18 protein-coding genes are annotated in these 22779 nt (G+C 71.2%); 3 read left to right on the top strand and 15 right to left on the bottom strand.

Annotated features, from left to right (window positions below; genetic code table 11):
- Positions 1–2: 2 nt before the first annotated feature.
- The 12 genes from OHT51_RS27470 to OHT51_RS27525 form a co-directional block, all read right to left on the bottom strand.
- On the bottom strand, positions 3–2525 hold the full coding sequence (locus OHT51_RS27470; RefSeq protein WP_328881587.1) for a serine/threonine-protein kinase: 2523 nt from the start codon (positions 2523–2525) through the stop codon (positions 3–5).
- 22 nt (positions 2526–2547) lie between these two features.
- On the bottom strand, positions 2548–3879 hold the full coding sequence (locus tag OHT51_RS27475; RefSeq protein ID WP_328881588.1) for a hypothetical protein: 1332 nt from the start codon (positions 3877–3879) through the stop codon (positions 2548–2550).
- Between the two features lie 115 nt (positions 3880–3994).
- Positions 3995–5071, bottom strand: coding sequence for a glutamate ABC transporter substrate-binding protein (locus tag OHT51_RS27480; protein WP_328881589.1), 1077 nt, complete (start codon positions 5069–5071; stop codon positions 3995–3997).
- Positions 5072–5085: 14 nt separating this feature from the next.
- A complete protein-coding gene (locus OHT51_RS27485) occupies positions 5086–6570 on the bottom strand; it encodes a hypothetical protein (RefSeq protein ID WP_328881590.1) in 1485 nt (494 codons plus the stop codon).
- 413 nt (positions 6571–6983) lie between these two features.
- Positions 6984–7955 carry an N-acetylglucosamine kinase gene (locus tag OHT51_RS27490; protein WP_328881591.1) on the bottom strand — a complete coding sequence of 324 codons (972 nt, stop codon included), beginning with the start codon at positions 7953–7955 and terminating at the stop codon, positions 6984–6986.
- The gene (locus OHT51_RS27495) at positions 7946–9211 is read right to left on the bottom strand and encodes a 6-phospho-beta-glucosidase (protein ID WP_328881592.1); all 1266 of its coding nucleotides are present in this window, start codon (positions 9209–9211) and stop codon (positions 7946–7948) included. The genes OHT51_RS27490 and OHT51_RS27495 overlap by 10 nt, the downstream gene beginning before the upstream one ends.
- Positions 9212–9298: 87 nt before the next feature.
- Positions 9299–10189, bottom strand: coding sequence for a carbohydrate ABC transporter permease (locus OHT51_RS27500; protein ID WP_328881593.1), 891 nt, complete (start codon positions 10187–10189; stop codon positions 9299–9301).
- 2 nt (positions 10190–10191) lie between these two features.
- Positions 10192–11133 carry a carbohydrate ABC transporter permease gene (locus OHT51_RS27505; RefSeq protein ID WP_328881594.1) on the bottom strand — a complete coding sequence of 314 codons (942 nt, stop codon included), beginning with the start codon at positions 11131–11133 and terminating at the stop codon, positions 10192–10194.
- Between the two features lie 8 nt (positions 11134–11141).
- Positions 11142–12479 carry an ABC transporter substrate-binding protein gene (locus OHT51_RS27510; protein ID WP_328884454.1) on the bottom strand — a complete coding sequence of 446 codons (1338 nt, stop codon included), beginning with the start codon at positions 12477–12479 and terminating at the stop codon, positions 11142–11144.
- 134 nt (positions 12480–12613) lie between these two features.
- Positions 12614–13825, bottom strand: coding sequence for an ROK family transcriptional regulator (locus OHT51_RS27515; RefSeq protein WP_328881595.1), 1212 nt, complete (start codon positions 13823–13825; stop codon positions 12614–12616).
- A gap of 160 nt (positions 13826–13985) precedes the next feature.
- Positions 13986–15248: an MFS transporter gene (locus tag OHT51_RS27520; protein ID WP_328884455.1), complete on the bottom strand. Its 1263-nt coding sequence runs from the start codon at positions 15246–15248 to the stop codon at positions 13986–13988.
- 186 nt (positions 15249–15434) lie between these two features.
- Positions 15435–16529, bottom strand: a complete 1095-nt coding sequence (locus tag OHT51_RS27525) for a mechanosensitive ion channel family protein (RefSeq protein ID WP_328881596.1) — start codon at positions 16527–16529, stop codon at positions 15435–15437.
- Between the two features lie 317 nt (positions 16530–16846).
- On the opposite strand from OHT51_RS27525, the gene OHT51_RS27530 reads away from it, so the two are divergent.
- The gene (locus OHT51_RS27530) at positions 16847–17383 is read left to right on the top strand and encodes an HNH endonuclease (RefSeq protein ID WP_031476758.1); all 537 of its coding nucleotides are present in this window, start codon (positions 16847–16849) and stop codon (positions 17381–17383) included.
- Positions 17384–17487: 104 nt separating this feature from the next.
- On the opposite strand, the gene OHT51_RS27535 is transcribed toward OHT51_RS27530, so the two are convergent.
- The 3 genes from OHT51_RS27535 to OHT51_RS27545 are packed head-to-tail and all read right to left on the bottom strand — an operon-like array spanning position 17488 to position 20080.
- A complete protein-coding gene (locus OHT51_RS27535; RefSeq protein ID WP_328881597.1) occupies positions 17488–18855 on the bottom strand; it encodes an ABC transporter permease in 1368 nt (455 codons plus the stop codon).
- Positions 18852–19550, bottom strand: coding sequence for an ABC transporter ATP-binding protein (locus OHT51_RS27540; RefSeq protein ID WP_328881598.1), 699 nt, complete (start codon positions 19548–19550; stop codon positions 18852–18854). Before OHT51_RS27540 ends, OHT51_RS27535 begins: the two co-directional genes overlap by 4 nt.
- A complete protein-coding gene (locus OHT51_RS27545; RefSeq protein WP_328881599.1) occupies positions 19547–20080 on the bottom strand; it encodes a PadR family transcriptional regulator in 534 nt (177 codons plus the stop codon). The genes OHT51_RS27540 and OHT51_RS27545 overlap by 4 nt, the downstream gene beginning before the upstream one ends.
- A 197-nt stretch (positions 20081–20277) precedes the next feature.
- Between OHT51_RS27545 and OHT51_RS27550 the strand changes: the two genes are divergently transcribed.
- The gene (locus tag OHT51_RS27550) at positions 20278–20556 is read left to right on the top strand and encodes a hypothetical protein (protein WP_443052574.1); all 279 of its coding nucleotides are present in this window, start codon (positions 20278–20280) and stop codon (positions 20554–20556) included.
- Positions 20557–22701 carry a 4-alpha-glucanotransferase gene (gene malQ / locus OHT51_RS27555; RefSeq protein WP_328881600.1) on the top strand — a complete coding sequence of 715 codons (2145 nt, stop codon included), beginning with the start codon at positions 20557–20559 and terminating at the stop codon, positions 22699–22701.
- Positions 22702–22779 lie beyond the last annotated feature (78 nt).

Below are 22779 nucleotides of genomic sequence, written 5' to 3' on the forward strand. Positions count from 1 at the left end.
AACTACACCCACGTCCGGGGGCGGTAACGGTTGGCTCGTTCCACCAGGTCGATCCTCTCCTCGCCGCCCCGCGCGAGCCGGGCCAGCGTGCGGTACGAACGCTCCAGGCCGAAACGCAGTCCCCGCTCGTCCAGGCCGCTGCCGAGCAGCGTCCGTCCTCCGGCGGCGGCAGGCGGGGCGGAACCCTGGCCACCGGAGAGTATCCAGTCCAGCGCGCAACCGAGGACTTCCGCCGACAACTGCTCCCGGCGCGCCGGGTCCAGACCATACGCGTCCAGCGCCTCGACCTGGCCCGCGGCGGCGGTCAGGTCGTCCAGGAACCGTACGTCAGCGGCGGCCGCCGTGCGTTGACGCAGCCGGGCGCGGACGGCCGCCACGCGTGCGGCCGTGTAGTGAATGGAGCTTTCCGGAACCGACTCCAGGGTTCCGACCGCGCCGCGGCGGTCGCCGGTCGCGAGCTGGACGCGGGCGAGACCGAAGGCCGCGCTCACATAGCTCGGGTCGGTGGACCACACCAGGCGGTAGTACTCGGCGGCGTTGTCCAGCTGGCCCAGCACCTCCGCGCACAGGCCCAGGGCCAACTTGGGGGCGGGTTCGCCGGGGAAGGCGTCGTAGATCGCGTCGAAGGCGAGCGCGGCGCCTTCGTGGTCGCCGATGCCGAGCGCCGCCACGCCGCGGTACCAGACGACCCGCCAGTCGTCGGGCCGCTCGTCCTCCAGCTCCAGCAGCTGTTCGTGAGCGGTGCGGGTGTCGCCGTTCTCCAGCCAGGCCCGCACCTGCCGCAGCCGTGTCTCCGCCGACGGCGTCGGCGCGGCGGCGAGGGCGCCGAGCAGCTCGGCCGGCGCGGTGGTCATCAGACCGGCGAGGAAACCGGCGTTGGGGTCGGCGGGGTCGACATGGGGGACGGGCAGCGCGAGGGCGGCGACGGGGGCGTCGACGAACCTGACGATGCCGGCGCCCGCGGCGGCACCGGCGGCCGGCGCGTTCGCGGGGGCGCCGGCGAGGGCGGCGGCCCCCTTCCCGGCAGGTGCCACCCGCGCCCCCAACCGCGAGACCTCCCCGTCCAGCTTGGGGAACAACTCGGTGTCCGTGACCCGTACTTCGGGGCCGAACAGCGTCGACAGGGCGGGCCTCGCGCGGCCCGTCTGCAGGGAGACGACCTCGCGCAGTACGCCCGTGAGCTGCTCCGTCATCTCCTGGGCGGAGGCGAAGCGGCGGGCCGGGTCGGGGTCCGTGGCGCGGACCAGGAGACGGTAGAAGGACTCGTACCGGTGGAAGACCTCGATGTTGTCGGGGTCGGGCAGCGAGTCGGCGTAGACGTTCGTGTAGCCCTGGAAGTCGAAGGTCAGGACGGCGAGCGTGCGGGCGACCGTGTACAGGTCCGAGGCCACCGACGGGCCGACGTCCGCGACCTCGGGCGCCTGGTAGCCCACCGTGCCGTAGATGGCCGACTCGTCGTCGTCCATTCTGCGCACCGCGCCCATGTCGATCAGCTTGAGCTGGTCCTCGGTCTGGATGGCGTTGTCGACCTTGAAGTCGCAGTACAGGAGGTTGCGGCCGTGCAGGTGGCCGAGGGCCTCCAGCGCCTCGATGCCGTACGCGCAGGCCTGCTCCACGGGCAGCGGGTCCCGCTTGCCCGTCCCGGTACGGCGTGAATTGGCGATCTCCTTCAGCGACTTGCCGCCGACGTACTCCATCACGATGTAGCCGTCGAGGGAGCCCGTGCGCTGGTCGAGGTGCTCGACGAAGTTGTAGATCCGCACGATGTTTGCGTGCTCGATCTCCGCGAGGAAGCGCCGCTCGGAGATCGCCGCCGCCATCGCGTCCTGGTCGCCGGTGTCGAGCAGACCCTTGAGCACCACCCAGCGGTCGGAGACCGCGCGGTCCACGGCGAGGTAGACCCAGCCGAGGCCGCCGTGCGCCAGACAGCCCGCGACCTCGTACTGGCCGTGCACGATGTCGCCGGACTTCAGCTTCGGGACGAAGGAGTACGGGTGGCCGCACTTCGTGCAGAAGCCCTCCGTACGGCCCGGCCGGTCGCCGCGGGCCCGGCCGACGGGTGCGCCGCAGTCCGAGCGGGAGCAGAACCGCTTGCGCTCGGGCACCTCCGGGTTCTCCAGCACCATCGCGCGCGGGTCGGGGCGCGGCACGTCCGGGACCTGGACCAGGCCGACACCGAGCCGCCCGCGGCCACTGGAGCCGGACGTGGAACCGGAGCTGCGCACCGACACCGAGCGGCCCGTGGAACGGCCCGAAAGCGAACGCGACAGCCGTCCCGACACCGAACGCCGGGACTTCGACGACTGGGACGACGTACGGGACGACGAACGGGAGCTGCCGCTGCCCGCCGACCCGCGCGACGCCTTGCCGCCGGCCGTCACCCCGGTGGGCGGCGAGCCGACCGTGCCGGTCGCCGAGACGACCGGGGCGAGCCCGCAGGTGTCGCAGTACAGCTCACCGCCGCCCACGTCCTCGTACGCCCCGCCGCAGTCCGGTCGCTGACAGCTCTGCTGTGGCTGACTCATGACGACGACACCCCCCTGACCCTCATGATCCCGGCCCCCTCCGGTCCTCGGGCGCGCGCGGCCCCGGCACCCGCCCGCTGCCGAGCTGCTCGGCGGCCGCCTGCTGGTAACGCAGCACTGCCTGCTCGGCGACGCGCAGGTCGCAGGGCGCGCTCCACAGCATGCGGCGGGCCGCGTCGTAGCGCTCGATGAGGAACTTGTCCTCCGCCAGGCCGTGCCGGGCCACCTTCGCCTTGTACGCGTCGAGGCGGCCCCGCAGCTCGGCGCGGACCGCCAAGGGCGCGGTGACCGCGGTCAACGACTCGCGGGCGCGCAGCAGTTCGTCCTCCGCCTTCTGCTCCAGGGACTCCAGGAGCGGGGACAGGCGGTGCCACTGGGCGTGTCTGCGGTACTCGGCGGCGGTCGCCAGCTGCTCCTGCAGCACGGTCGGCGGGCCGCTGACGACCGGCACCTCCGTGGCGGCGATCTTCGCCAGCACCTCGCCACGCGCGGTGCGCGCCTCGGCGAGCGTACGGTCCGCGCGCGACAGCACGTCACGCAGCCTCACCAGGCGCTGCTCGGCGTCCTGGCGGACCGTCAACACCGCGTCGATCTCGCGGCGTACGTCCTCCAGGGCGCGCGCCTCGCGGTCGTAGACCGTGGTGTCGGGCTTGCCGCCGCCCGGCGCCGAACTCCCCTGCGTGGGGATCCAGTACGCGAGCGGGTCGGACACCACCTCCGAGCGCAGCTTGGTGAGCGTGCGCGTGATGCGCTCCAGGTCGTCGCCCGCCGGGTGCTCGCCGGGCCGTACGCCGACGGAGTGCGCGAGCCGGCGGGTGCGCTGGAGCTCCGCGGCCAGTAAATCGATCCGGGCGGGCAGCGCCGACCACACCGCGTCGGCGGCGACGACCATGTCCAGCGACGTCGCGTACAGCTCGTTCATCCGGTCCACGAGCGTGACGAGCGTGAACTGTTCGCTGAGCTTGCCCGAACCGCCGTGCAGGGTCGGCGCGTTGGCTGTGGCGGTCGCCGAGCCCGCCAGGGTCACCGACTCGCCGCGCAGCAGTTCCGTCAGCTCCACCAGGTCGTCGCGGCTGGACCAGCGGCGCCGGGAACGGATCTCGCGGGCGGCGCGCAACGCGTCCGTGTACGCGTCGAAATACGCCCACAGCAGCGTTATCGACGCCTCCGCGGTCGTCCACCGCTCATTGGTGACGCCTGTGAGCTCGGCGCCCTCGAGAAGTCTGCGGCCCGCGTGGTCCTGCAGCGCGAGGAGCGAGGTCTCGATCGCCTCGTGCTCCGCGCCGAGCCGCGCCAGCGCACGGTCCACCTCGTCCCGGTCCATCACCGGCCCGGCGGGGTCCGTGACGCCCATCGATCACCTCTCGCTGCTGTCGTGTTCCGTCGGATCGGTCTGTTCGGTCTGTTCGCTGCGTTCCGTCTGTTCCCGTCCGTCTGTTCCAGTCAATCGTGCGTCAGTTGATGGTCGGTCACTTGTACTTCGCGTCGGGAGGGGTCGCCGACGCCGACTTCTTGTCGCCCTGGTCCATGGTCGGATGCAGCCACTTCTCGTACGACGTCTTCCAGCCGCCGTCCTCGACGTAGTTCTCCAGGGTCCGGTTGACCTGGCGTACCAGATCTTCGGAGCCCAGTTTCATCGCCACGCCGTAGTACTCGTCCGTGAACAGGCCGCCCTTGAGTTCCACCGTCGGGTCCTGTGCGGCCTGGCTGGCCGCGAGCGCGCCGTCCGTGACGACCGCGTCGACCTCGCCGAGCTGCAACTTCACCAGGCAGTCGAGCTGGTTGGGGACGGTGGTCGTGATGTCGGTGGAGTCGGGAAGGTCGCCGGACTTGCGGCCTGCTTCCAGGTTGTCGTACGCGGTGGATCCCTGCGCCGAACACACCTTCCTGTCGGCCAGGGTTTTGTCGAACCCGGTGATCTTCGAGGTCTTGGGGGCCAGGACCTGCTGGCCGGTGACGAAGTACGGTGCGGAGAAGGTGACTTGCCCGATGCGGTCGCAGTTGATCGTCATGGTGCGGACCACCATGTCGACCTCGCCCTTCTGGATCGCCTCGACACGGCGGCTGGTCGGGATGGCCTTGAACTGCACCGCGTCGCGGTCGCCGAGGATGTCCTCGGCGATCCGGTGGACCAGGTCGATGTCGAAGCCCTCCAGCTCGCCGGAGGGGTTGTTCGGGTCGAGGTAGCCCCAGCGGTAGCTGTTGGTGTCGACGCCGACGATCAGGCGGCGGTCCTTGCGGGCCTTGATGGCGTCGACGGTCGGGGTGCCGTCGTTCCCGCCGGACGGGGAGAGGCTCTGGTCCTGCGGGTTCTCGCAGTCCTCCGCCTTCGCCTGACTGACCCGGGCGAGGCCCTGGCTCCCGGTGGCCGGGCCGTCCTCGCCGCCGCGGAGCTGTGCCAGGGGCAGCAGCAGGGCGAAGGTCACCGTCAGGGCGACGAGGAGCGCCATCGCGCCTACGCCGCCCCAGCCGCGCAGGCCGGTGCGCAGGCTCCGCCATGGGCCGGTCACGGCCCGGGGGGAACCCGAGCCATCGCGTGCGTTCATCGCCGTGCCCCCTCTCACCTGTACTCCGACAGCCTGCGGCCGATGCCGAGGACCGCGCCGGCCGCGCCCAGGACCGCGAGGACCGCGGCGCCGGTCGGCAGGCCCGTCAGCGAGTCACGGCCGTCGCTCGCGGCCTGCTTGAACTCGGTCTGTTCGTGCGCGAGCGCTGCCGCGAGGGCCTTGTCGACGTTGTCGAAGCACACGCTCGTCGGCTCCTTCGCGGCGCCGATGACGCGATCGCGGGCGGCCTGGTAGTTGCCGCTGTTGTTGTCGTCGCGGGCGACGTCGTGGCGGTCCTTCCAGACCTTCATGAAGCTGTTCGCGTCCTGGACGGGCTTCTTGCCGGTCGAGTCGTCCGCGAGGTCCTCGGCTCGGTTCAGTGCCTTGCCCAGTTGACTGATCTGCTGGTCGTAGCCCCACTCGTACGCGTCCACGACCGTGTCGTCGCCGAGGGTCTTCGTGTCGGCGCCGCGGCGGACCAGGGTCAGGTTCTCGTCGCTGCGGGCCGTGAGTGAGGCGATGCGGGCCTCGTGCAGCACGTTCAGGGAACGGACGCCGTGGTCGTAGGAGTCGTTGAGGCCCGCCCGGGCGACCATGTGGCTGACGGCGAGCCACAGCAGGACCACCGTCGCGGCGGCCGTGGCCGTGACGAGGCCGTGGTTCAGGACCCTGTTGGTGCGCCGGTAGTTGCGGCGCTGGGCCCAGGCGAGGGCGGCGAGGGCGACGATGCCGAGGCCTGCGGCGGCCCAGGGGAACGACTTCGCGTCCGCGTAGTCGTCGCTCAGGCGCTGGTTCTCCGTCTGGTACAGCTTCTCGGCCCTGGGCAGCATGTTCTGCTGCATCATCTCGTTCGCGGCGCGCAGGTATGCGCCGCCGACGGGGTAGCCCTGGCGGTTGTTGGCCCTGGCTGTTTCCACGAGGCCCTTGTACTCCGGGAGGAGTCTGCTGAGGTCCGCGATGGTTTTTGCCGAGGGGGAGCCCGGTTCGGAGTTGGCTGCGGCCGTGACGAGTTTGGCTGCGGCTGTGCGGATGTCCTTTTCGTAGCCCTCGCGCATGGCGGGCTTTTCCTGCAGGCCCGCGAGGTAGCCGCTGGCGGCTGCGGTGTTGGCGTCCGCCAGGGAGCGGTAGATGTCGGCCGCGTCCGAGCTCAGCGGCTGGCTGCGGTTGAGGACGTCGTCGGCTGCCGATGCGCGGTCGGTCATCTGCCAGGCGGCGACTGCGCCGAAGGCGACGACGAGGGCGGCGAGGAGGGCGCCGATGATGCGGAGGCGGCCGGGTTCGGTGGTGGCGGCTGCGCGGAGTTGGTCCAGGCCCTCGGCGAAGGCGGTGCGGCGGGGTGCTGTGGCTGTTGCCGGGGGGATGGGGCGGCCGTTGGCCGTGGGGGGTGCCGGGGGTGCCGGGGGTGTGGACTGGGGTGGCACGGACGGCATGGTGGGTGCGCCGTGTGCCGGGTCGTTGCCCGGTGGTGGTGCCGTGCTGCTCTTCGGCGTCTGTGTCACTGTTGACCTCCCCCGTGGCCATCCGTGCCGCAAGTATCGCTGCCGGGACCGACATCCGCACCGGCCTTCGCTGGATCTTGATCGGATCGCAGCGCGGATCCCGAAATTCCGGCACACCGAAACCGCTGTGCACGAGCCCCCTGCCCATGAATACGCCGGGGGAATCTGTTCGGTTCCAGGTTCGATGCCTGCGGCGGCTGTGCGGGGTGGGTGGGTCGGGGCCGCGCCGGGGGGTGCCCGTGGTGCCGACGGTCCTTCTCGGTGCCGGTCCAGGCAATGTCAGCCCGTCCGGCGTTTGAGGACGAGGCCGTTCAGGCCGATGGGGGTCCAGGGGGCGGAGCCCCCTGGCGGGGTCGAAGGGGCGGAGACCCTGGAGGACGGGAAGGGTAGGGGGCGAGGGACTGGGGCGGAGCCTACGGCTCGAAGTGGTGGCGGAGTCGGACATGTACCTCCGGGAGTGCCCCCACCGCGTCCAGGCCCAGCAGGGCCGCGCCCAGCACCGGGCTCGCCGTGACCACGGTCGGGACGGCCTTGGGGGCACGGGTGGCGAGCAAGTCGTGGATGGTATCGATCAGTTGGGGGTGGCGGGCAGCCAGCACGCCTCCTCCCAGGAGCACCGGAGTCGACTCCTCCAGCAGGTCCAGCCGGGTCAGGGCGACCGTCGCCATGGTGACCACTTCGTCGGCGAGGCGGTCCACGATCTCGTGGGCGATCGGGTCCCCGGCCGCCGCGGTGCTGAAGAGGACCGGGGCCAGCTCGTGGCGGCGGGCGGGGGCGATGTGTTCGAGGTGCAGTGCCTCGATCAGGGCGTACATGGTGGGCAGGCCGAAGTGGGCGGGAAGCGTGTGCGTCAGCGTCGTAGGCGCTCCTCGGCCGTCCTCCGCGCGTGCCGCGTGCCACAGGGCTTCCTCCGCCAGGCCCCAGCCGCCTCCCCAGTCGCCGGAGATGCGGCCCAGTGCCGGGAAGCGGGCGGTACGGCCGTCGGGGCGCATGCCCACGCAGTTGATGCCGGCGCCGCAGACGACGGCAACGCCGCGGGGTTCCGGCACGCCCGCGCGCAGGATCGCGAAGGTGTCGTTGCGGACCTCGACGGTCGTGCCCCACGCGCGCGCGTGCAGGGCTGCGGTCAGTTGTTCCTCCTCGACCGGGAGGTCGGCGTTGGCCAGGCAGGCCGAGACGTGGTCGGCGGACGTCACGCCCGCTGCGGTGAGGGCCTGTTCGACGGCTGTGGCCAGGGTGTCCATCGCCGGCTCCACGCCGACCGTGGGTGGGCGGAAGCCGCCGCCGCGGGCCGTGGCCAGCACGGTTCCGTCGGCGGCCACCACTGCCACGTCGGTCTTGCTGTTGCCCGCGTCTACGGCGAGGACACGTGCGGTCATGCCCACGCGAGATGCTCCCGGTTGTGTGCGATCAGTTGGTCGGTGAGGGCTTCGGCGTACTCGTACTGGCCGATCAGGGGGTGGGAGAGCAGGGCTTTGAAGACTCGGTCGCGGCTGCCGTGCAGCGCTGCTTCGAGGGCCAGATGCTCGTAGGCCGTCACCTGGGCCATCAGACCGGCGTACAGCGGGTCCACGGTCGGTACGGCGAGGGGGGCCGCGCCCTTCGTGCCCACCGCTGCCTGTACTTCGATCACCGCGTCGTCGGGGAGGAAGGGGAGCGTGCCGTTGTTCAGGGTGTTGACCACCTGGTAGGGGCTGCCTGATCCGCCGAGGAGGGCTGCCGCAAGGTCGACGGCTGCCTCGGAGTAGTAGGCGCCGCCCCGCTTGGCGAGCAGTTCCGGCTTCTCGTCCAGGGACGGGTCGGCGTACAGGCCCAGCAACTGGCGTTCCATTTCCGCGACTTCCGCGGCCCTGGACGGCTTGGTGCGCAGCTCCCGTACGACCTCGTCGTGTGCGTAGTAGTAGCGCAGGTAGTACGACGGGACCGCGGTCAGGCGGTTCAGGAGGGGGCGGGGGAGGTGCAGTTCGGCGGCGATCGTGTCGCCGTGGTCGGTCAGGAGTCCCGGCAGGACGTTCTCGCCCTCGGGGCCGCCCAGGCGTACGCCCGTCTCCCAGGTGAGGTGGTTGAGGCCCACGTGGTCCAGGTGGATCTCGGAGGCGGGGACGTCGAGCATGGCCGCGAACTTGCGCTGGAAGCCGATCGCCACGTTGCACAGGCCGACCGCCCGGTGGCCCTCCTGGAGCAGGGCCCGGGTCACGATGCCGACCGGGTTGGTGAAGTCGATGATCCAGGCGGTGGGGTTGGTGCGGCGGACGCGGTCCGCGATGTCGAGGACGACGGGGACCGTGCGCAGGGCCTTCGCCAGGCCGCCGGCGCCCGTTGTCTCCTGGCCGACGCAGCCGCACTCCAGGGGCCAGGTCTCGTCCTGCTCGCGGGCCGCCTGGCCGCCGACACGGAGTTGGAGGAGGACTGCGTCGGCGCCGTCCACCGCCGCGTCGAGGTCTGTCGTGGTGGTGATCTTTCCGTTGTGGGCCTGGCGCGTGAAGATGCGGCGGGCCAGGCCGCCTACGAGTTCCAGGCGGTCCTTCGCCGGGTCCATCAGGACCAGTTCCTCGATCGGGAGGGTGTCCCGGAGGCGGGCGAAGCCGTCGATGAGTTCGGGCGTGTAGGTCGAGCCTCCGCCGACCACGGTGAGTTTCACTGCGAGATGCCTCGCTTCAGGGTGTGGGTGACGGTGATCGGCCGGGGGTCCGGGGGTTGTCCGCCGGGGAGATGCTGCATGTGTGGTTCAACCCTTTACGCCGGTGAGCGTGACGCCCTCGACGAACGCCTTCTGCGCGAAGAAGAACACGAGGATCACGGGGGCCATGACCAGCACGGTCGCGGCCATGGTCAGGTTCCAGTCGGTGTGGTGGGCGCCCTTGAACGACTCCAGGCCGTAGGAGAGCGTCCAGGCGCCAGGGTTCTCGGACGCGTAGATCTGGGGCCCGAAGTAGTCGTTCCACGCGTAGAAGAACTGGAAGAGGGCCACGGCGGCTATGCCCGGCTTCGCCATGGGGAGGACGACCCGAAGGAGCGTGCGCAGTTCGCCGCAGCCGTCCACCCTGGCCGCGTCCAGGTACTCGTTCGGGATCGTCATCAGGAACTGACGCAGGAGGAAGATCGAGAACGCGTCGCCGAACGCCATCGGGATGATCAGCGGCCAGAGGGTCCCCGAGAGGTCCAGCTGCTTCGCCCAGAACAGGTACATCGGGATGATGATCACCTGGGGCGGCAGCATCATCATCGAGATGACCAGCATCAGGGACAGATTCCGGCCCCGGAAGCGGAACTTGGCGAGCGCGTACGCCACCGGGATCGACGAGACGACGGTGAGGAGCGTGCCCAGGCCCGCGTAGAGCAGAGTGTTCTTCCACCAGGTCAGGAAGCCGGGGGTGTCGAAGACCTTGGTGTAGTTGCTCCACTCCCAGGTGTCCGGGATCAGGTCGCGGGTGAGCGTCTGCTGGTCGCTCATCAGCGAGGTCAGGGCGACGAACACGAAGGGCAGGGTGAAGAAGAGCGCGGCGGCGATGCCGAGGGAGTGGATCGCTATCCATTCCAGGAGTGCCCGGCGGCGAGCCGTGCGCTCGGCGGTGGTCGGGGCCTCCAACTGCACCGGTTTGTCCAGTACTTGGGTCATGGTCAGTCACCTGCCTGGATCAGTCCGCCCCGGCGCCGCATCAGCAGCGCGGTGAAGGCCATGGCGAGGGCGAACAGCACGAGGGCGACCACGCAGGCAGAGCCGTAGTCGAAGCGCTGGAAGCCGAGGTTGTAGACGAGCTGGGGGAGCGTCAGGGTCGACTTGTCGGGGTAGCCCGGTTCGAACTGCTGGCCGGAGCCGCCGATGATGCCGGAGGCGACCTTCCCGGCGACCAGCGGCTGCGTGTAGTACTGCATTGTCTGGATGACGCCCGTGACCACGGCGAACATCACGATCGGCGAGATGTTCGGCAGGGTGACGTAGCGGAACCGCTGCCAGGCGGATGTGCCGTCCAGCTCCGCCGCCTCGTACTGCTCCTTCGGTACGTCGAGCAGCGCGGCCATGAAGATGACCATGAGGTCGCCCACGCCCCACAGCGCGAGCGCGGTGAGGGCCGGCTTGGACCAGGCGGGGTCGGTGAACCAGCCGGGGGTCGGCAGGCCCAGGCCGTCGAGGACCGAGTTGACCGGGCCGGTGCCGGGGTTGAGGAGGAAGACGAAGGCCAGGGTCGCGGCGACCGGCGGGGCGAGGTACGGCAGGTAGAAGAGGGTGCGGAAGACGCCCGCGCCGGTCTTGATCTTCGTGATGAGCAGACCGATGCCGAGGCCGAACACCACCCGGCAGGTCACCATTACCAGCACCAGCCAGAGCGTGTTGCGCAGCGCCGGCCAGAACATCGGGTAGTCGTTGAAGACGTAGGCCCAGTTGCCCAGGCCGCGGAAGACCGGTGTGCCGAAGCCGTCGTACTTCATGAAGGAGAAGTACACGGTGGACACCAGCGGGTAGGCGAAGAAGACGCCGAAACCTATGAGCCACGGTGACAGGAAGGCCACCGTTCGAAGCGCCGACCTGCGGCGCTTCGCGCGGAGAGTGTGCGTGGACATCGACGGCGCTACTTCGCCTGCTCGATGTCGGTGTCGATCTGCTCGGCGGTCTTCTCCAGACCGGCCTTCAGGTCCTTCACCTTGCCGGACTCGTACTGGTAGCCGAAGTCCTGAAGGGTCGTCTGGTACGTCGAGCCGTTGACGGAGGCCGGCGGGGTGTTCGAGTGCTCGTTCTGGGCGATGTCCAGGAACGTCTTGAAGCCGGGGTCGACCTTCAGGTCGGGCGACTTCAGGGCCGCGAACGTGGAGGGCACGTTGTGGATGGCGTTGGCGAAGGAGACGACGGCCTCGGTGTCGGTCGTCAGGTACTTCACCAGCTCCCAGGCCGCGTTCTGCTTCTTGCTCTGCGGGGCGATGCCGATGATGGTGCCGGAGAGGAAGCCCTTGCCGTACTCGTCGGCCTCGTCGTCGGCGACGGGCATCGGGGCGGTGCCGACCTCGAAGTCGACGCCGGCCTGCTGGGTCATGCCCAGGCGCCACTCGCCGTCGAGCTGCATGGCCACCTGGCCGGTCTGGAACGGGTGCTTGGCGCCCCACTCGTCACCGAAGGTGTTGCGGTACTTCTCCAGCTTCGCGAAGCCGCCGAGGTCGTCGATGAGCTTCTTCTGGTACGTGAACATCTCGGCGAACGCCGGGTCCTTGGCGATGTTGGACTTGCCGTCCTTGTCGAAGTAGGTGTGGTCCCACTGGGACATGTAGTGGTCCACGACCGTCTCGTAGCCGTGGTAGGTCGGCATGAAGCCGAGCTGCTCGTAGCTGTCGCCCTTGGCCTTGGTCAGCTTCTTGGCGACCGTCGCGAACTCCGACCAGGTCTTCGGCGGGGACTTGATGCCCGCCTTCTCGAAGGCGTCCTTGTTGTAGTAGAGGCCGTAGGCGTCGCCCAGCAGGGGCAGTGCGCAGCGGGTGCCCTCGAACTGGGTGTAGTCGAGCATCGGCTTCGGGATGAGCTTGTCGAGGTCGAGCTTCGACTTCTCGATGAAGGGCTTCAGGTCGAGGAAGGCGCCCGAGGAGCAGAACTTGCCGATGTTGGAGGTCGTGAACGACGACACCACGTCGGGGCCGCTGGAACCGCCCGCGCGCAGGGCCTGGTTGAGCTTGTCGTCGTTGATGTTGCCGACGATCTTCACCGTGATGTTCGGGTGGGCCTTCTCGAAGCGGTCGACGTTCTCCTGGATCGCCTTGGCCTCGGCGGGCGCGCTCCAGCCGTGCCAGAAGGTGATCGTCGTCTTCGCGTTGGGGTCGTCGGTGGCGGCGGACTCCGACTGGCCGGTACAGGCCGTGGCGAGGAGGGCCAGGGAGGCGGTGACGGCGAGGGCGGCGGCTGCCTTGCGGGTGGGTGAGGGTATGACGTTCCAGGACTTTCCGGGCATGGCGAGGTCTCCCAAGGGCGGGAACGGGGTGGGTGAGGGAAGGCGGGGGGTGGGTCAGGAGGTGCGGAGGAGGAGGTGCGGAGGAGGAGTGGGCCGGGGGAGCGGGGCCGTCAGCGGGCGGTGTCGAAGACCTCGTCGCGGGTGGTCGCGAGCGCGCTCTCCAACGCGCCTCGCAGCACCGGGTGTTCACGTACGTCGCCGACGACCAGCTTGGGACGGGCCGCGGCCAGTTCCTCCAGCTCGGACTGGACCAGGGCGCGCAGCACCTCCCCGCCGGAGGTGAGGGAGGCGCCGCTGAGGACGATGAGTTCGGGGTCGAGGACGGAGACCAGGGAGGCGAGCCCGGTGGCCAGCCGGGTCGCGTAGGTCTGGAGGAGCAGCCGGTGCAGGACGGTGTCCTCGGTGGCGGCTCGTTCGACGAGGGTGGCGGCGGCCTCTGCGTACGGCGTCGACGGGATGCTGCTGATGCCGAGTTCGCGGGCCAGCCGGGGGATCGCCTGCGAACCGGCCAGCTCCTGGTAGCCGCCACTGTTGGCTTTGGCGACCTGCCGGACCAGGGGTGTGCCGGGAACCGGCAGGAAACCCACCTCGCCCGCGCCGCCGGTCCAGCCGCGGTGCAGCCGGCCGCCGAGGATCAGAGCGGCGCCCAGGCCCCCCTCGTTCCACAGCAGCACGAAGTCCTCGTGGCCGCGGGCCGCGCCGAGCCGCTGCTCGGCCACCGCCGCGAGGTTGACGTCGTTCTCGTACTCGACCGGCATCGGCAGGGCCGCGGCGAGTTCGTCCAGGAGCGCGGGGGTGTGCCAGCCGGGGAGGTGGGAGGCGTAGCGCAGCCGGCCCGTGTTGGGGTCGAAGGCGCCGGGGGTGCCGATGACGAGCCGGTGGACGTCGTCGCGGGCGAGGCCCGCCGCCTTCACCGCGCCGTCCAGGGCGTCGGTGACCTGCCGGACGACGGGCTGGGCCGGGCGCCTGCCGGGGGTGGGCAGTTCGTACGACCCGACCGTGCGGCCCGTGACGTCGGCGACGGCGGCGAGGATGCGTTCGGGGGTGACATCGAGCCCCGCGGCGTACGCGGCGGCCGGGTTGACCTCGTACAGCTGGGCGCCCGGGCCGGGGCGGCCCTCTGTGGTGCCGGTCGCCAGGACGAGGCCGGCGGCCTCCAGGCGGGCCAGCAGCTGGGAGGCGGTCGGCTTGGACAGGCCGGTGAGCTTGCCGATCCGCGTGCGGGACAGCGGCCCGTGCTCCAGGAGGAGGTCCAGGGCGGCACGGTCGTTCATGGCGCGCAGGACGCGCGGAGTGCCCGGCGTACCGGCGGTTCCTGCCATGGGGGTCGACACCTGCCTTTCGGCTGACCAGCTTCTCAGCGATCTACGAGGGAAGTCCATCCAGGATCACTGTTAGGAAAGTTTCCTATCTGCTGCCGAGGAAAGTAAGCCCGGCAGGAAGGCGGCGTCAAGAGAGCTGGTCCGGCAGGCAACCGAGTCGTTACTTGAGGGCGCTGCGGTCGGCCGCCGGCTCGTGCCGCGGGAGCTGGAGCGGCGTCGCCAGCAGCAGGACCCCGGCGAGGGCGATCGCCGCGCGCGTGCCGGTCAGCGCGGCCAGCAGGCCCCACAGTGCCGTCGCGGCCGCGGTCGCCGTCTTGCCGGTGATCGACCATGCCGTCAGGGTGCGGGTGGTGCGGTCCTGCGGGGTCCGGTCGAGGCGGGTGGTGGCGAGCACCGGGTTGAAGACGCCGATGCAGGTGATCAGGCCGAACTCGACGGCCATGACGAGGAGGAGGCCCGGCGTGCCCGGCCTGATGAAGGCCAGGCCCACGGGCCAGATCGCGCGCAGGGTGCCCGCGGTCAGGAGCACCCGCCGCCGGCCGTGCCGGGCGACCAGGCGCCGGGACAGGCGTGAGCCCAGCAGGCCGCCCAGACACGGCACGGCGAAGGCGAGGCCGTACTGCCAAGGGGGAAAGCCGAGTTGACCGAGCATCAGGACGGCGAGCAGCGGCGCCGGCGCCATGATCAGGGCGTTGACCAGGACCGTGTTGAGGAACAGCGGGCGCAGGGTGGGGTGCCCGAGGATGTGCCGCCAGCCGGCCTGGAGGTCGCTCATCCGCAGCCCTGAGGGGGTGCCCGGGGGCGGCTGGGGCCGTCCCGCCGGCTGTCTGTCGCTCTGTTGCCTTTCCTTACCGCCGATCGCCCGGATTCCCAGTGCCGAGAGCAGATAGCTGACCGCGTCCACCAGTACCGTCGTCATCGGGCCGAACACACCGACCGCGACCCCGCCGAGCGGGGGGCCGAGTGCGGTGGTCGTCCAGGTCGTGGCCTCGAAGCGGCCGTTCGCCACGAGCAGGTCCTCCGGCGGCACCAGGGACTTCAGATACGCGCCGCTCGCCGCGCCGAACGTGATGTCCGCCGCGGCGACCACCACCGACACCCCCAGCAACTGGCCGAGCCCCAGCCCGTCGAGCGCGAACGCGGCGGGGATGCTCAGCAGCGCAGCGCATCGGATCAGGTCCGCCGCAATCATCACCGGCCGCTTCCGCCGGAACTCCACCCACGCCCCGAGCGGCACCGCCACCACCGCCCCCACCGCGAGGCCCGACGCCGCCAGCAGCGCGACCTCGGTCGCCCCGGCGTGCAGTACGACGACCGCGATCAACGCGAAGGCGTCGAAGGCCAACCGTGTCCCGAACGCGCTGACCGCGTACGCCGCCCACAGCCACCCGAAGCGCCGCCCCAACGACCGCCCGCCCGCCATGCCCAGCCCTCCGTCGACGGAGGCCATCAAAGCGAGCGGCGATCGCGCGGATCAAACAACCGGCGGCCCGCGCGGTCACAACCAAGCGTTGTGCACCTGCGCACACGCCGTGGACCTCGATGCCCTGCGCATCGCGAAGGGGGCACCCGGCAGCTGCGGGCGCCCCCTTCGTCGTATGGCCGTCGGCTACTTCGTCACGCTGGGCGGCGCGAGCGGGGTCGCTGCCACGGACTGTGGCGAGGTGGTGCTGGCGTAGGCCGAGGGGGCCGCCATGCCCGCCGTCGGGTCCGCCGTGGGCTCCGCGTCCAGCGCGAGGGGGGCGCGGCCGACGATCGGGATGTCGGCGGCGTCGAAGGCGAGCTTGATGCGCCAGCGCAGTTCGCGTTCGACGGTCAGGGACTTGCCCGGCATCGTCTTCGCCGAGACGCGTACGACCATCGAGTCCAGCAGCACGCTGTCCAGGCCGAGGACCTCGATCGGGCCCCAGAGGAGCTCGTTCCAGGGCTCTTCCTTGCTCATGCGCTCGGCGACGTCGCCGATGGTGCTCCTGACCTTGTCCAGGTCCTCGGAGGAGCGGACGGTGACGTCGACGCCGGCCGTCGACCAGCCCTGGGACAGGTTGCCGATGCGCTTGACCTCGCCGTTGCGGACGTACCAGATCTCGCCGTTGTCGCCGCGCAGCTTGGTCACGCGCAGGCCGACCTCGATGACCTCGCCGGAGGCGACGCCCGCGTCGATCGTGTCGCCGACGCCGTACTGGTCCTCCAGGATCATGAAGACGCCGGAGAGGAAGTCCGTGACCAGGTTGCGCGCACCGAAACCGATCGCGACGCCCGCGACACCGGCGGAGGCCAGCAGCGGGGCGAGGTTGATCTCGAAGGCGGACAGGACCATCAGGGCGGCCGTGCCCATGATCACGAAGCTGGCCACCGAACGCAGCACCGAGCCGATCGCCTGCGAGCGCTGACGGCGGCGCTCGACATTGACGAGCAGACCGCCGAAGGCCGTGCCGTCCACCGCCTGGGCGGTGCGGTTCATCCGGTCGATGAACTTGGTGATCGCCCGCCGGATCACCACTCTCAGCACCGCCGCGATGGCCAGGATCAGCAGGACCCTCAGGCCTATCGCGAGCCACGTCGACCAGTTCTGCTCGACCCAGGTCGCGGCCTGGGTCGCACTCTCGTGAGCGTCCTTGATCGTGGGAACCGCCGGGGTGGTCGTCCCCGAGGGGGTCGGCGACGGCGTAGGGCCGGCGGCCAGTAGGACGGCGGACAGGGACACGGCAGGTACCTCCAGTGCAGCGGCCCGCCCCGTCGGTAGCTGGTCAAGGTCACGAAAGGGTCACCGGCGGGGCAGGCTCACCACACTAACGGGGCATCGTGTGTGGATCGTCGCCATGTTCGAGGGAGGAATCGTGCCCACGTGGGGATGAACTGGTGGGATGAACCGTTCATCGCCCAGGGGATGAATCAGATGTGGTCGAAAACACTCTCAGCCCGTTACCGGGACATGGTGGCGCTTTCACCAGGCGAGAGGGGAGACTGACTACAGATCGTCCCGGCGCGAGCCACGCGCCGCCGACGCCCAAGGAGGCATCCGTGCCGCATGTCCTGGTCCTCAACGCGTCGTACGAGCCTCTCGGCGTCGTACCGCTCCGCCGCGCGCTCGTCCTCGTCCTCGAGAACAAGGCCGTATGCCTCGAGGAGTCCGGCGCCTTTATGCACAGCGCAACCGTCACAGTCCCCGCACCCAGCGTGGTCCGGCTCAAGCGATTCGTCCGGGTTCCCTATCGGGGGCCCGTTCCTCTTACCCGCAGGGCGCTCTTCGCGCGCGACGGGGGCCGGTGCATGTACTGCGGTGGCGTCGCAACCAGCGTCGACCATGTCATTCCGCGCAGCCGCGGGGGCAAGCACGTCTGGGACAACGTGGTGGCATCCTGCCGCCGCTGCAACCACGTGAAGGCCGACCGACATCTGTTCGAAATCGGCTGGCGGCTGCGCCACAAACCCGCTCCACCCACCGGTCTCGCCTGGCGCATCATCGGCACCGGGCATAGGGACCCACGCTGGCTGCCGTACTTGCAACCGTACGGCGCCGAGGACGCCATGGCCCGGATCGACGGCATCTCCGCCTGACGACCCGGGCCTTCGCATACCTGGTGTGCGGCGGCAGGCGTCCGGCCCCGAGGGTCCCCCGTGCCCCCCGGGGCCGTCCGTTCACGCGGCCGCACGGCCGTTTCTCACACGTACCGCAGCTCCGCCGGCCGCACCGTGCGCCGCAGCAACGGCAGGGACGTGGCCGCGGCCAGCAGACAGGCGGCGTAGACGGCGACCGGTACCAGGACGGGCAGCAGCGGTACGCCCCCGGCGGCGTCGTCGAGCATGCCGGCCCAGCCCATATGGATCGCCGTGCCGCCTGCGCCCGCCAGCAGCACCGCCGGTGCCAGCGGCAGCGCGGTCTCCAGGAGCAGCGCCCGGCCGAGCACGCTCTGCGGCACGCCCGCCGCGGCCTGCGCGGCCAGCCCCCGGCGCCGGGTGGCCAACGACTCGGCGGTGCCCACGGCCAGGCCCGACAGGGTCAGCACCAGCGCGACGAGGATCGCGGCGCCGGAGAGGTCGAGGCCGGTGGTGTAGTACGAGGCGTACTCGGCGAGATCGTCGCTGCTGTTCACGAACTGCGTCAGCACCTCGCGGATACCGACGAAGGCCGTACCCACGACCGTCACCAACAGCACCGCCGCATGAGTACGGGACGCCGCCCACGGGTCGTCACGCAGCCGCTCCGCCGCGATCAGCAGCGCCGGGCGCTGGGCGCGGGCGGCGAGCGCGGTGCCCAGCCGCCCGGACGCCCAGCCCGCCAGCCACACGGCCGAGACGCCGGTCAGCAGGCTCGCGGTGAACACCGTCAGCGGGACGAGGGTGTGGTCGAGGGAGTCGCCGTAGACCGTGGCCAGGCCCGTGAGCAGCGCCGTGGCCGCCAGCAGCCCGGTGAGCGCCACGAACGCCCGCCCCGGACGCCGCGTCGGCCGTACCCGCCGTACCCAGCCCAGCGGCGAGGACACCACACGCCGTAGCGACAGCGCGCTCACGGCGGCGCCCAGCGCCGGGACGGTCACGGCGACCAGGGCGATGCCGAGCCATGCCATGGGTTCGGGGGACTGCCACACGCGCAGCAGCAGGAGGACGCAGAAGACGGTGGCCACGGCCGAGCCGGCCAGACAGGCCAGCCCCGCCTCCAGGGCCGCGATCCGCCGCACCTGGGCGGGCGCGGCCCCCGCGAGCCGCAGTGCGGCCAGGCGCCGGTCGCGGTGCACCGCACCCACGCGGGCGCACTGCCCGAGGAACCCGAGCACCGGCACCAGCAGCATCAGCAGCGCGACGATCACGCCCTGCCGGTCGCTGGGCTGGTTGAGGAGCCCGGCGCCGAAGGACACCGAGTACTGCCCGTCCAGCGCGGCGAGCGTGGCGACCGCCAGCCCGATCCCGGTCGCACCCGCCGCCCCCACCGCCGTCAGCAGGACCCGCCACCACTCCCGCCGGTCGGACCCCCGGGTGAGCAGCCAGGCCAGCCGGAGGTCGGTGCTCAGGCGGTTCCGCCCGTTCCTCATGCCGCCACCCCCAGCGGCGTCACGGTGCCGTCGGCCAGCCGTACCTCGCGGTCCGCGTACGCCGCCACCTGGGCGTCGTGCGTGATGAGCAGCACCGCCGTGCCCGACTCGCGGGCCGTGTGTGTCAGGGCCGTCATCACCTGTTCGCCCGCCAGCGAGTCCAGCGCCCCGGTCGGCTCGTCCGCGAAGACGATCCTCGGGCCGGTGACCAGGGCCCGCGCCAGGGCCACTCGCTGGGCCTGGCCGCCGCTCAGCTCGCCGGGCCGCAGCTCCTCCTGCCCGCGCACCCCGAACCGCTCCAGCCACTCGCCGGCCTGCGCCTGCGCCTGAGGCCGGCGGGCACCCGCGAGCAGCAGCGGCAGCGCGACATTGTCCAGGGCCGTCAGCTCGGGGATCAGCTGCCCGAACTGGAAGACCACGCCGAACTCCGTACGCCGCAGCTCGCTCAGCCGCTGCTCGGGCAACTGGTCCAGCCGCTGCCCGTCGTACGTCACCGAGCCGGCGTCCGGGCGGACGATGCCGGACAGGCAGTGCAGCAGCGTTGATTTTCCGCTTCCGCTGGCGCCGGTGACGGCGAGGATCTCACCGGCCCGCAGTTCGACGGAGGCGCCGCGCAGGGCCTCGGTCCTGCCGTGCGCCTTCACGAGGTCACGGGCCGCAAGAAGCGGCACCGGGCTTCCCCCTGGGTTGCTCATACTGCGTCGACCTCCGCGGTCAGAGTGGTGAGCCGGGCCGCCGTGGTCGTCATCCAACGGAGGTCGGCGTCGAGGTGGTTGAGGGCGTAGTCCGCCGAGAGCACGGTCGCGAGATCGGTGCCCGGCGCGGTCTTGACCGCCGTGAGCTGCCGCATCCGCTCCATGTGGGCGGCACGCTGGGCGCGCAGATAGGCCTCGGGGTCGCCGCCGGCCAGGATCGACACGACGACCTTGGCGAAGATCTCGTTCGTCACGAACGGCGCGGGCGGCGCGATCTCCCCGGCCCACTGGGCCAGTTCGTGCGAGCCGTCGTCCGTCGCCCGGTACATGGTGCGCTCCGGGCCGCCGTCCGAGTCGGTGCCGTCGACCTCGGCGAGTCCGTCGCGGACCAGCCGCTGCAAGGTCGTGTAGACCTGCCCGTAGGCCAGCGGACGGGCCTGCGGGAAGCGTTCGTCGTGGCGTCGCTTGAGGTCATAGCCATGGCTCGGACCTGCGGCGAGCAGCCCCAACAGGATGTGGCGGGTGCTCATGCCGAGCATTATGTACTGAGTACATGTACTGAGTGAATAGTGATCAGCAAGAAAGCCCGGGAAACCGCAGGAACGGAACAGAATGTGCGGAACAGAATGTGATGAGAGGCACGTTGTTCGTCGGTATACGTCTGTTGCCGCGCCCGCTGGGTAGGGACGGCGGTAACCCGCACGCCGTACTCGAAGAGGAGGCCCCCGTGGCCACTGCATCGGCCCTTTCCAAACCCGAGGCGCCCAGCGAGCCCGAGATGTACGAAGGCGCCTTCACCGAACCCGAGATGTACGCCTGTGTCTTCAGCTCCGAGGGCGCCTGCACCGAGGCCCCGCTCACCAGCGAACCACCCCTGCCCGACGCCGAGCCCCTCACCAGCGAACCGCCGCTCGCGGACGCGGCACCGCTGACGAGTGAGGCAGCGACCTGGGACATGGGTATGGACATCGGTATGGATATGGACATGTATTCCACGAGGCCGTAGATGACAGGACAGCGGTCGGCCGAAGCCCCTGCCGAGGACCCAGAGGGTCCCGAAGGTCCCCCCTCCGACGACCTGTCGCGGCTCGCCGAGCTGCACGGCGTCGCCACCTCCTACCAGCCGTCCGCCGACCGTACGGTCGCGGCCTCCGCCACCGCACTCACCCTCGCCCTGGCCGCCCTCGACGTCGACGCGAGCACGCCCGCGTCCGTCGGTGCCGAGCTGGCCGCGCGGGAGCGCGAGCTGCGCGAGCGGCTGCTGCCGCCGACAGTGGTGTGCCGGGCCGGCGCCGAACCCCTGGCGCCGGCCGCGCTGCCGTCCGGCACCCGGCTGCGCATCGAGACCGAACAGGGCGACACCCGCGCCGCCGTCGACCGGCTCCCCTCCGCCGACCAACTCCCGCCCGGTGTCCACCGGTTGACCGTCACCACACCGGACGGCCGTACGGCGACCAGCCACCTGGTCGTCGCCCCGCCCCGGCTGCCCACGCCCACCGCACGTTCGTACGGCCTTCTCGTCCAGCTCTACTCCCTCCTCTCCCGCCACTCCTGGGGCATGGGTGACCTGGGCGACCTCGGTGAGCTCGCCGCCTGGGCCGGCCGGGCGCTCGGCGCCGGATTCGTGCAGGTCAATCCATTGCACGCGGCCGTACCCGGAGCCCCGACCGACCCTTCGCCCTACCGCCCGTCCTCCCGTCGCTTCCCCGACCCGGTGCATCTGCGGGTCGAGGACGTGCCCGAGTTCGCCCACGTCGAGGACCCCGAGCGCGTCCGGGCCCTGCTGGAGCGGGCCGGGCGGCTGCGGGAAGCGGTGCTGGAGAAGGGGGAGTTGATCGACCGGGACGCCGTGTGGGAGGCGAAGCGGGAGGCGCTGGAACTGGTGCGCGAGGTGCCGCTCGGGCCCGGGCGGCGGGCCGCCTACGTCGACTTCCTCGCGCAGGAAGGTCAGGCGCTGGAGGACCACGCCACGTGGTGCGCGCTGGCCGAGGTGCACGGCCCGGACTGGCGGCGGTGGCCGCAGGGCCTGCGGGACCCGCGCTCGCCCGAAACCGCCCGCGCGCGGGGCGAGTTGATGGACCGGGTCGACTTCCACTGCCGGCTCGCCTGGCTCACCGACACCCAGCTGACCGCCGCCCAGCGGATCGCGCGGGAGGCGGGGATGCCGGTCGGGATCGTGCACGACCTCGCGGTCGGGGTGCATCCCGACGGCGCGGACGCCTGGGCGCAGCAGGAGCACTTCGCGGCCGGGATGTCGGTGGGCGCCCCGCCGGACGCCTTCAACGCCCGCGGCCAGGACTGGGGGCTGCCGCCCTGGCGGCCGGACCGGCTGGCCGAGTCGGGGTACGAGCCGTATCGCCGCCTGCTGCGGGCGCTCTTCCGTTACGCGGGCGCGCTGCGGATCGACCACGTCATGGGGCTGTTCCGGCTCTGGTGGGTGCCGCAGGGGCATGCGCCGACGGAGGGCACATACGTCCGTTACGACGCCGAAGCCATGCTCGCCATCCTGGTGCTGGAGGCCTCCCGGGCCGGAGCGGTGGTGATCGGGGAGGACCTCGGCACGGTCGAGCCCGGTGTGCGGGAGGCGCTGCGCTCGCGGGGCGTGCTCGGCACCTCGGTGCTGTGGTTCGAACGGGACTGGGACGGCGACGGCCGCCCCCTGGCGCCGGAGACCTGGCGCGCCGACTGCCTCGCCACCGCCACCACGCACGACCTGCCGTCCACCGCGGCCCGCCTCACCGGCGAGCACGTCGAACTGCGCGACAGCCTCGGCCTGTTGACCCGCCCCCTGGAGCAGGAGCGCGCGGAGGCGGCGGCCGACACCGGCGAGTGGCTGGAGCTGCTGTCCCGGCTCGGGCTGACGCACGGCACGCACGGCGGGCACTGCGCCTCGGAGGAGGAGGCCGAGATCCAGGCCGTCCACCGTTTCCTGCTGCGCACCCCGGCCCGCATGGTCGGCATCTGGCTCCCCGACGGCGTGGGCGACCGCCGCCCGCAGAACCTGCCGGGCACCTGGGACCAGTACCCGAACTGGCGGCTGCCGATCGCGGACGCCCGGGGCAGGCCGATGACGCTGGAGGAACTGGCGGCGTCGCCGCGGATGCGGGCGTTGGTTGAGGTGCTGCGGGAAGACGCACGCCGGCACGGCTGACCGGCACCGTCAGGCCCCGCGGCGTCCGTCGTCCGCGGTGCCGGGTGCTCCTTACGGCACCCCCCGGACGCGCGTCCC

The sequence above is a fragment of the Streptomyces sp. NBC_00299 genome, from assembly GCF_036173045.1.
Classification (GTDB): Bacteria; Actinomycetota; Actinomycetes; order Streptomycetales; family Streptomycetaceae; genus Streptomyces; species Streptomyces machairae.

What these genes read in the sequence shown, in the direction of transcription:
- OHT51_RS27470 (WP_328881587.1), bottom strand. Translation starts at nt 2,525, where the DNA reads ATGAGTCAGCCACAGCAGAGCTGTCAGCGACCGGACTGCGGCGGGGCG.
- OHT51_RS27475 (WP_328881588.1), bottom strand. Translation starts at nt 3,879, where the DNA reads ATGGGCGTCACGGACCCCGCCGGGCCGGTGATGGACCGGGACGAGGTG.
- OHT51_RS27480 (WP_328881589.1), bottom strand. Translation starts at nt 5,071, where the DNA reads ATGAACGCACGCGATGGCTCGGGTTCCCCCCGGGCCGTGACCGGCCCA.
- OHT51_RS27500 (WP_328881593.1), bottom strand. Translation starts at nt 10,189, where the DNA reads ATGACCCAAGTACTGGACAAACCGGTGCAGTTGGAGGCCCCGACCACC.
- OHT51_RS27505 (WP_328881594.1), bottom strand. Translation starts at nt 11,133, where the DNA reads ATGTCCACGCACACTCTCCGCGCGAAGCGCCGCAGGTCGGCGCTTCGA.
- OHT51_RS27515 (WP_328881595.1), bottom strand. Translation starts at nt 13,825, where the DNA reads ATGGCAGGAACCGCCGGTACGCCGGGCACTCCGCGCGTCCTGCGCGCC.
- OHT51_RS27520 (WP_328884455.1), bottom strand. Translation starts at nt 15,248, where the DNA reads ATGGCGGGCGGGCGGTCGTTGGGGCGGCGCTTCGGGTGGCTGTGGGCG.
- OHT51_RS27535 (WP_328881597.1), bottom strand. Translation starts at nt 18,855, where the DNA reads ATGAGGAACGGGCGGAACCGCCTGAGCACCGACCTCCGGCTGGCCTGG.
- OHT51_RS27540 (WP_328881598.1), bottom strand. Translation starts at nt 19,550, where the DNA reads ATGAGCAACCCAGGGGGAAGCCCGGTGCCGCTTCTTGCGGCCCGTGAC.
- OHT51_RS27545 (WP_328881599.1), bottom strand. Translation starts at nt 20,080, where the DNA reads ATGAGCACCCGCCACATCCTGTTGGGGCTGCTCGCCGCAGGTCCGAGC.
- malQ (WP_328881600.1), top strand. Translation starts at nt 20,557, where the DNA reads ATGACAGGACAGCGGTCGGCCGAAGCCCCTGCCGAGGACCCAGAGGGT.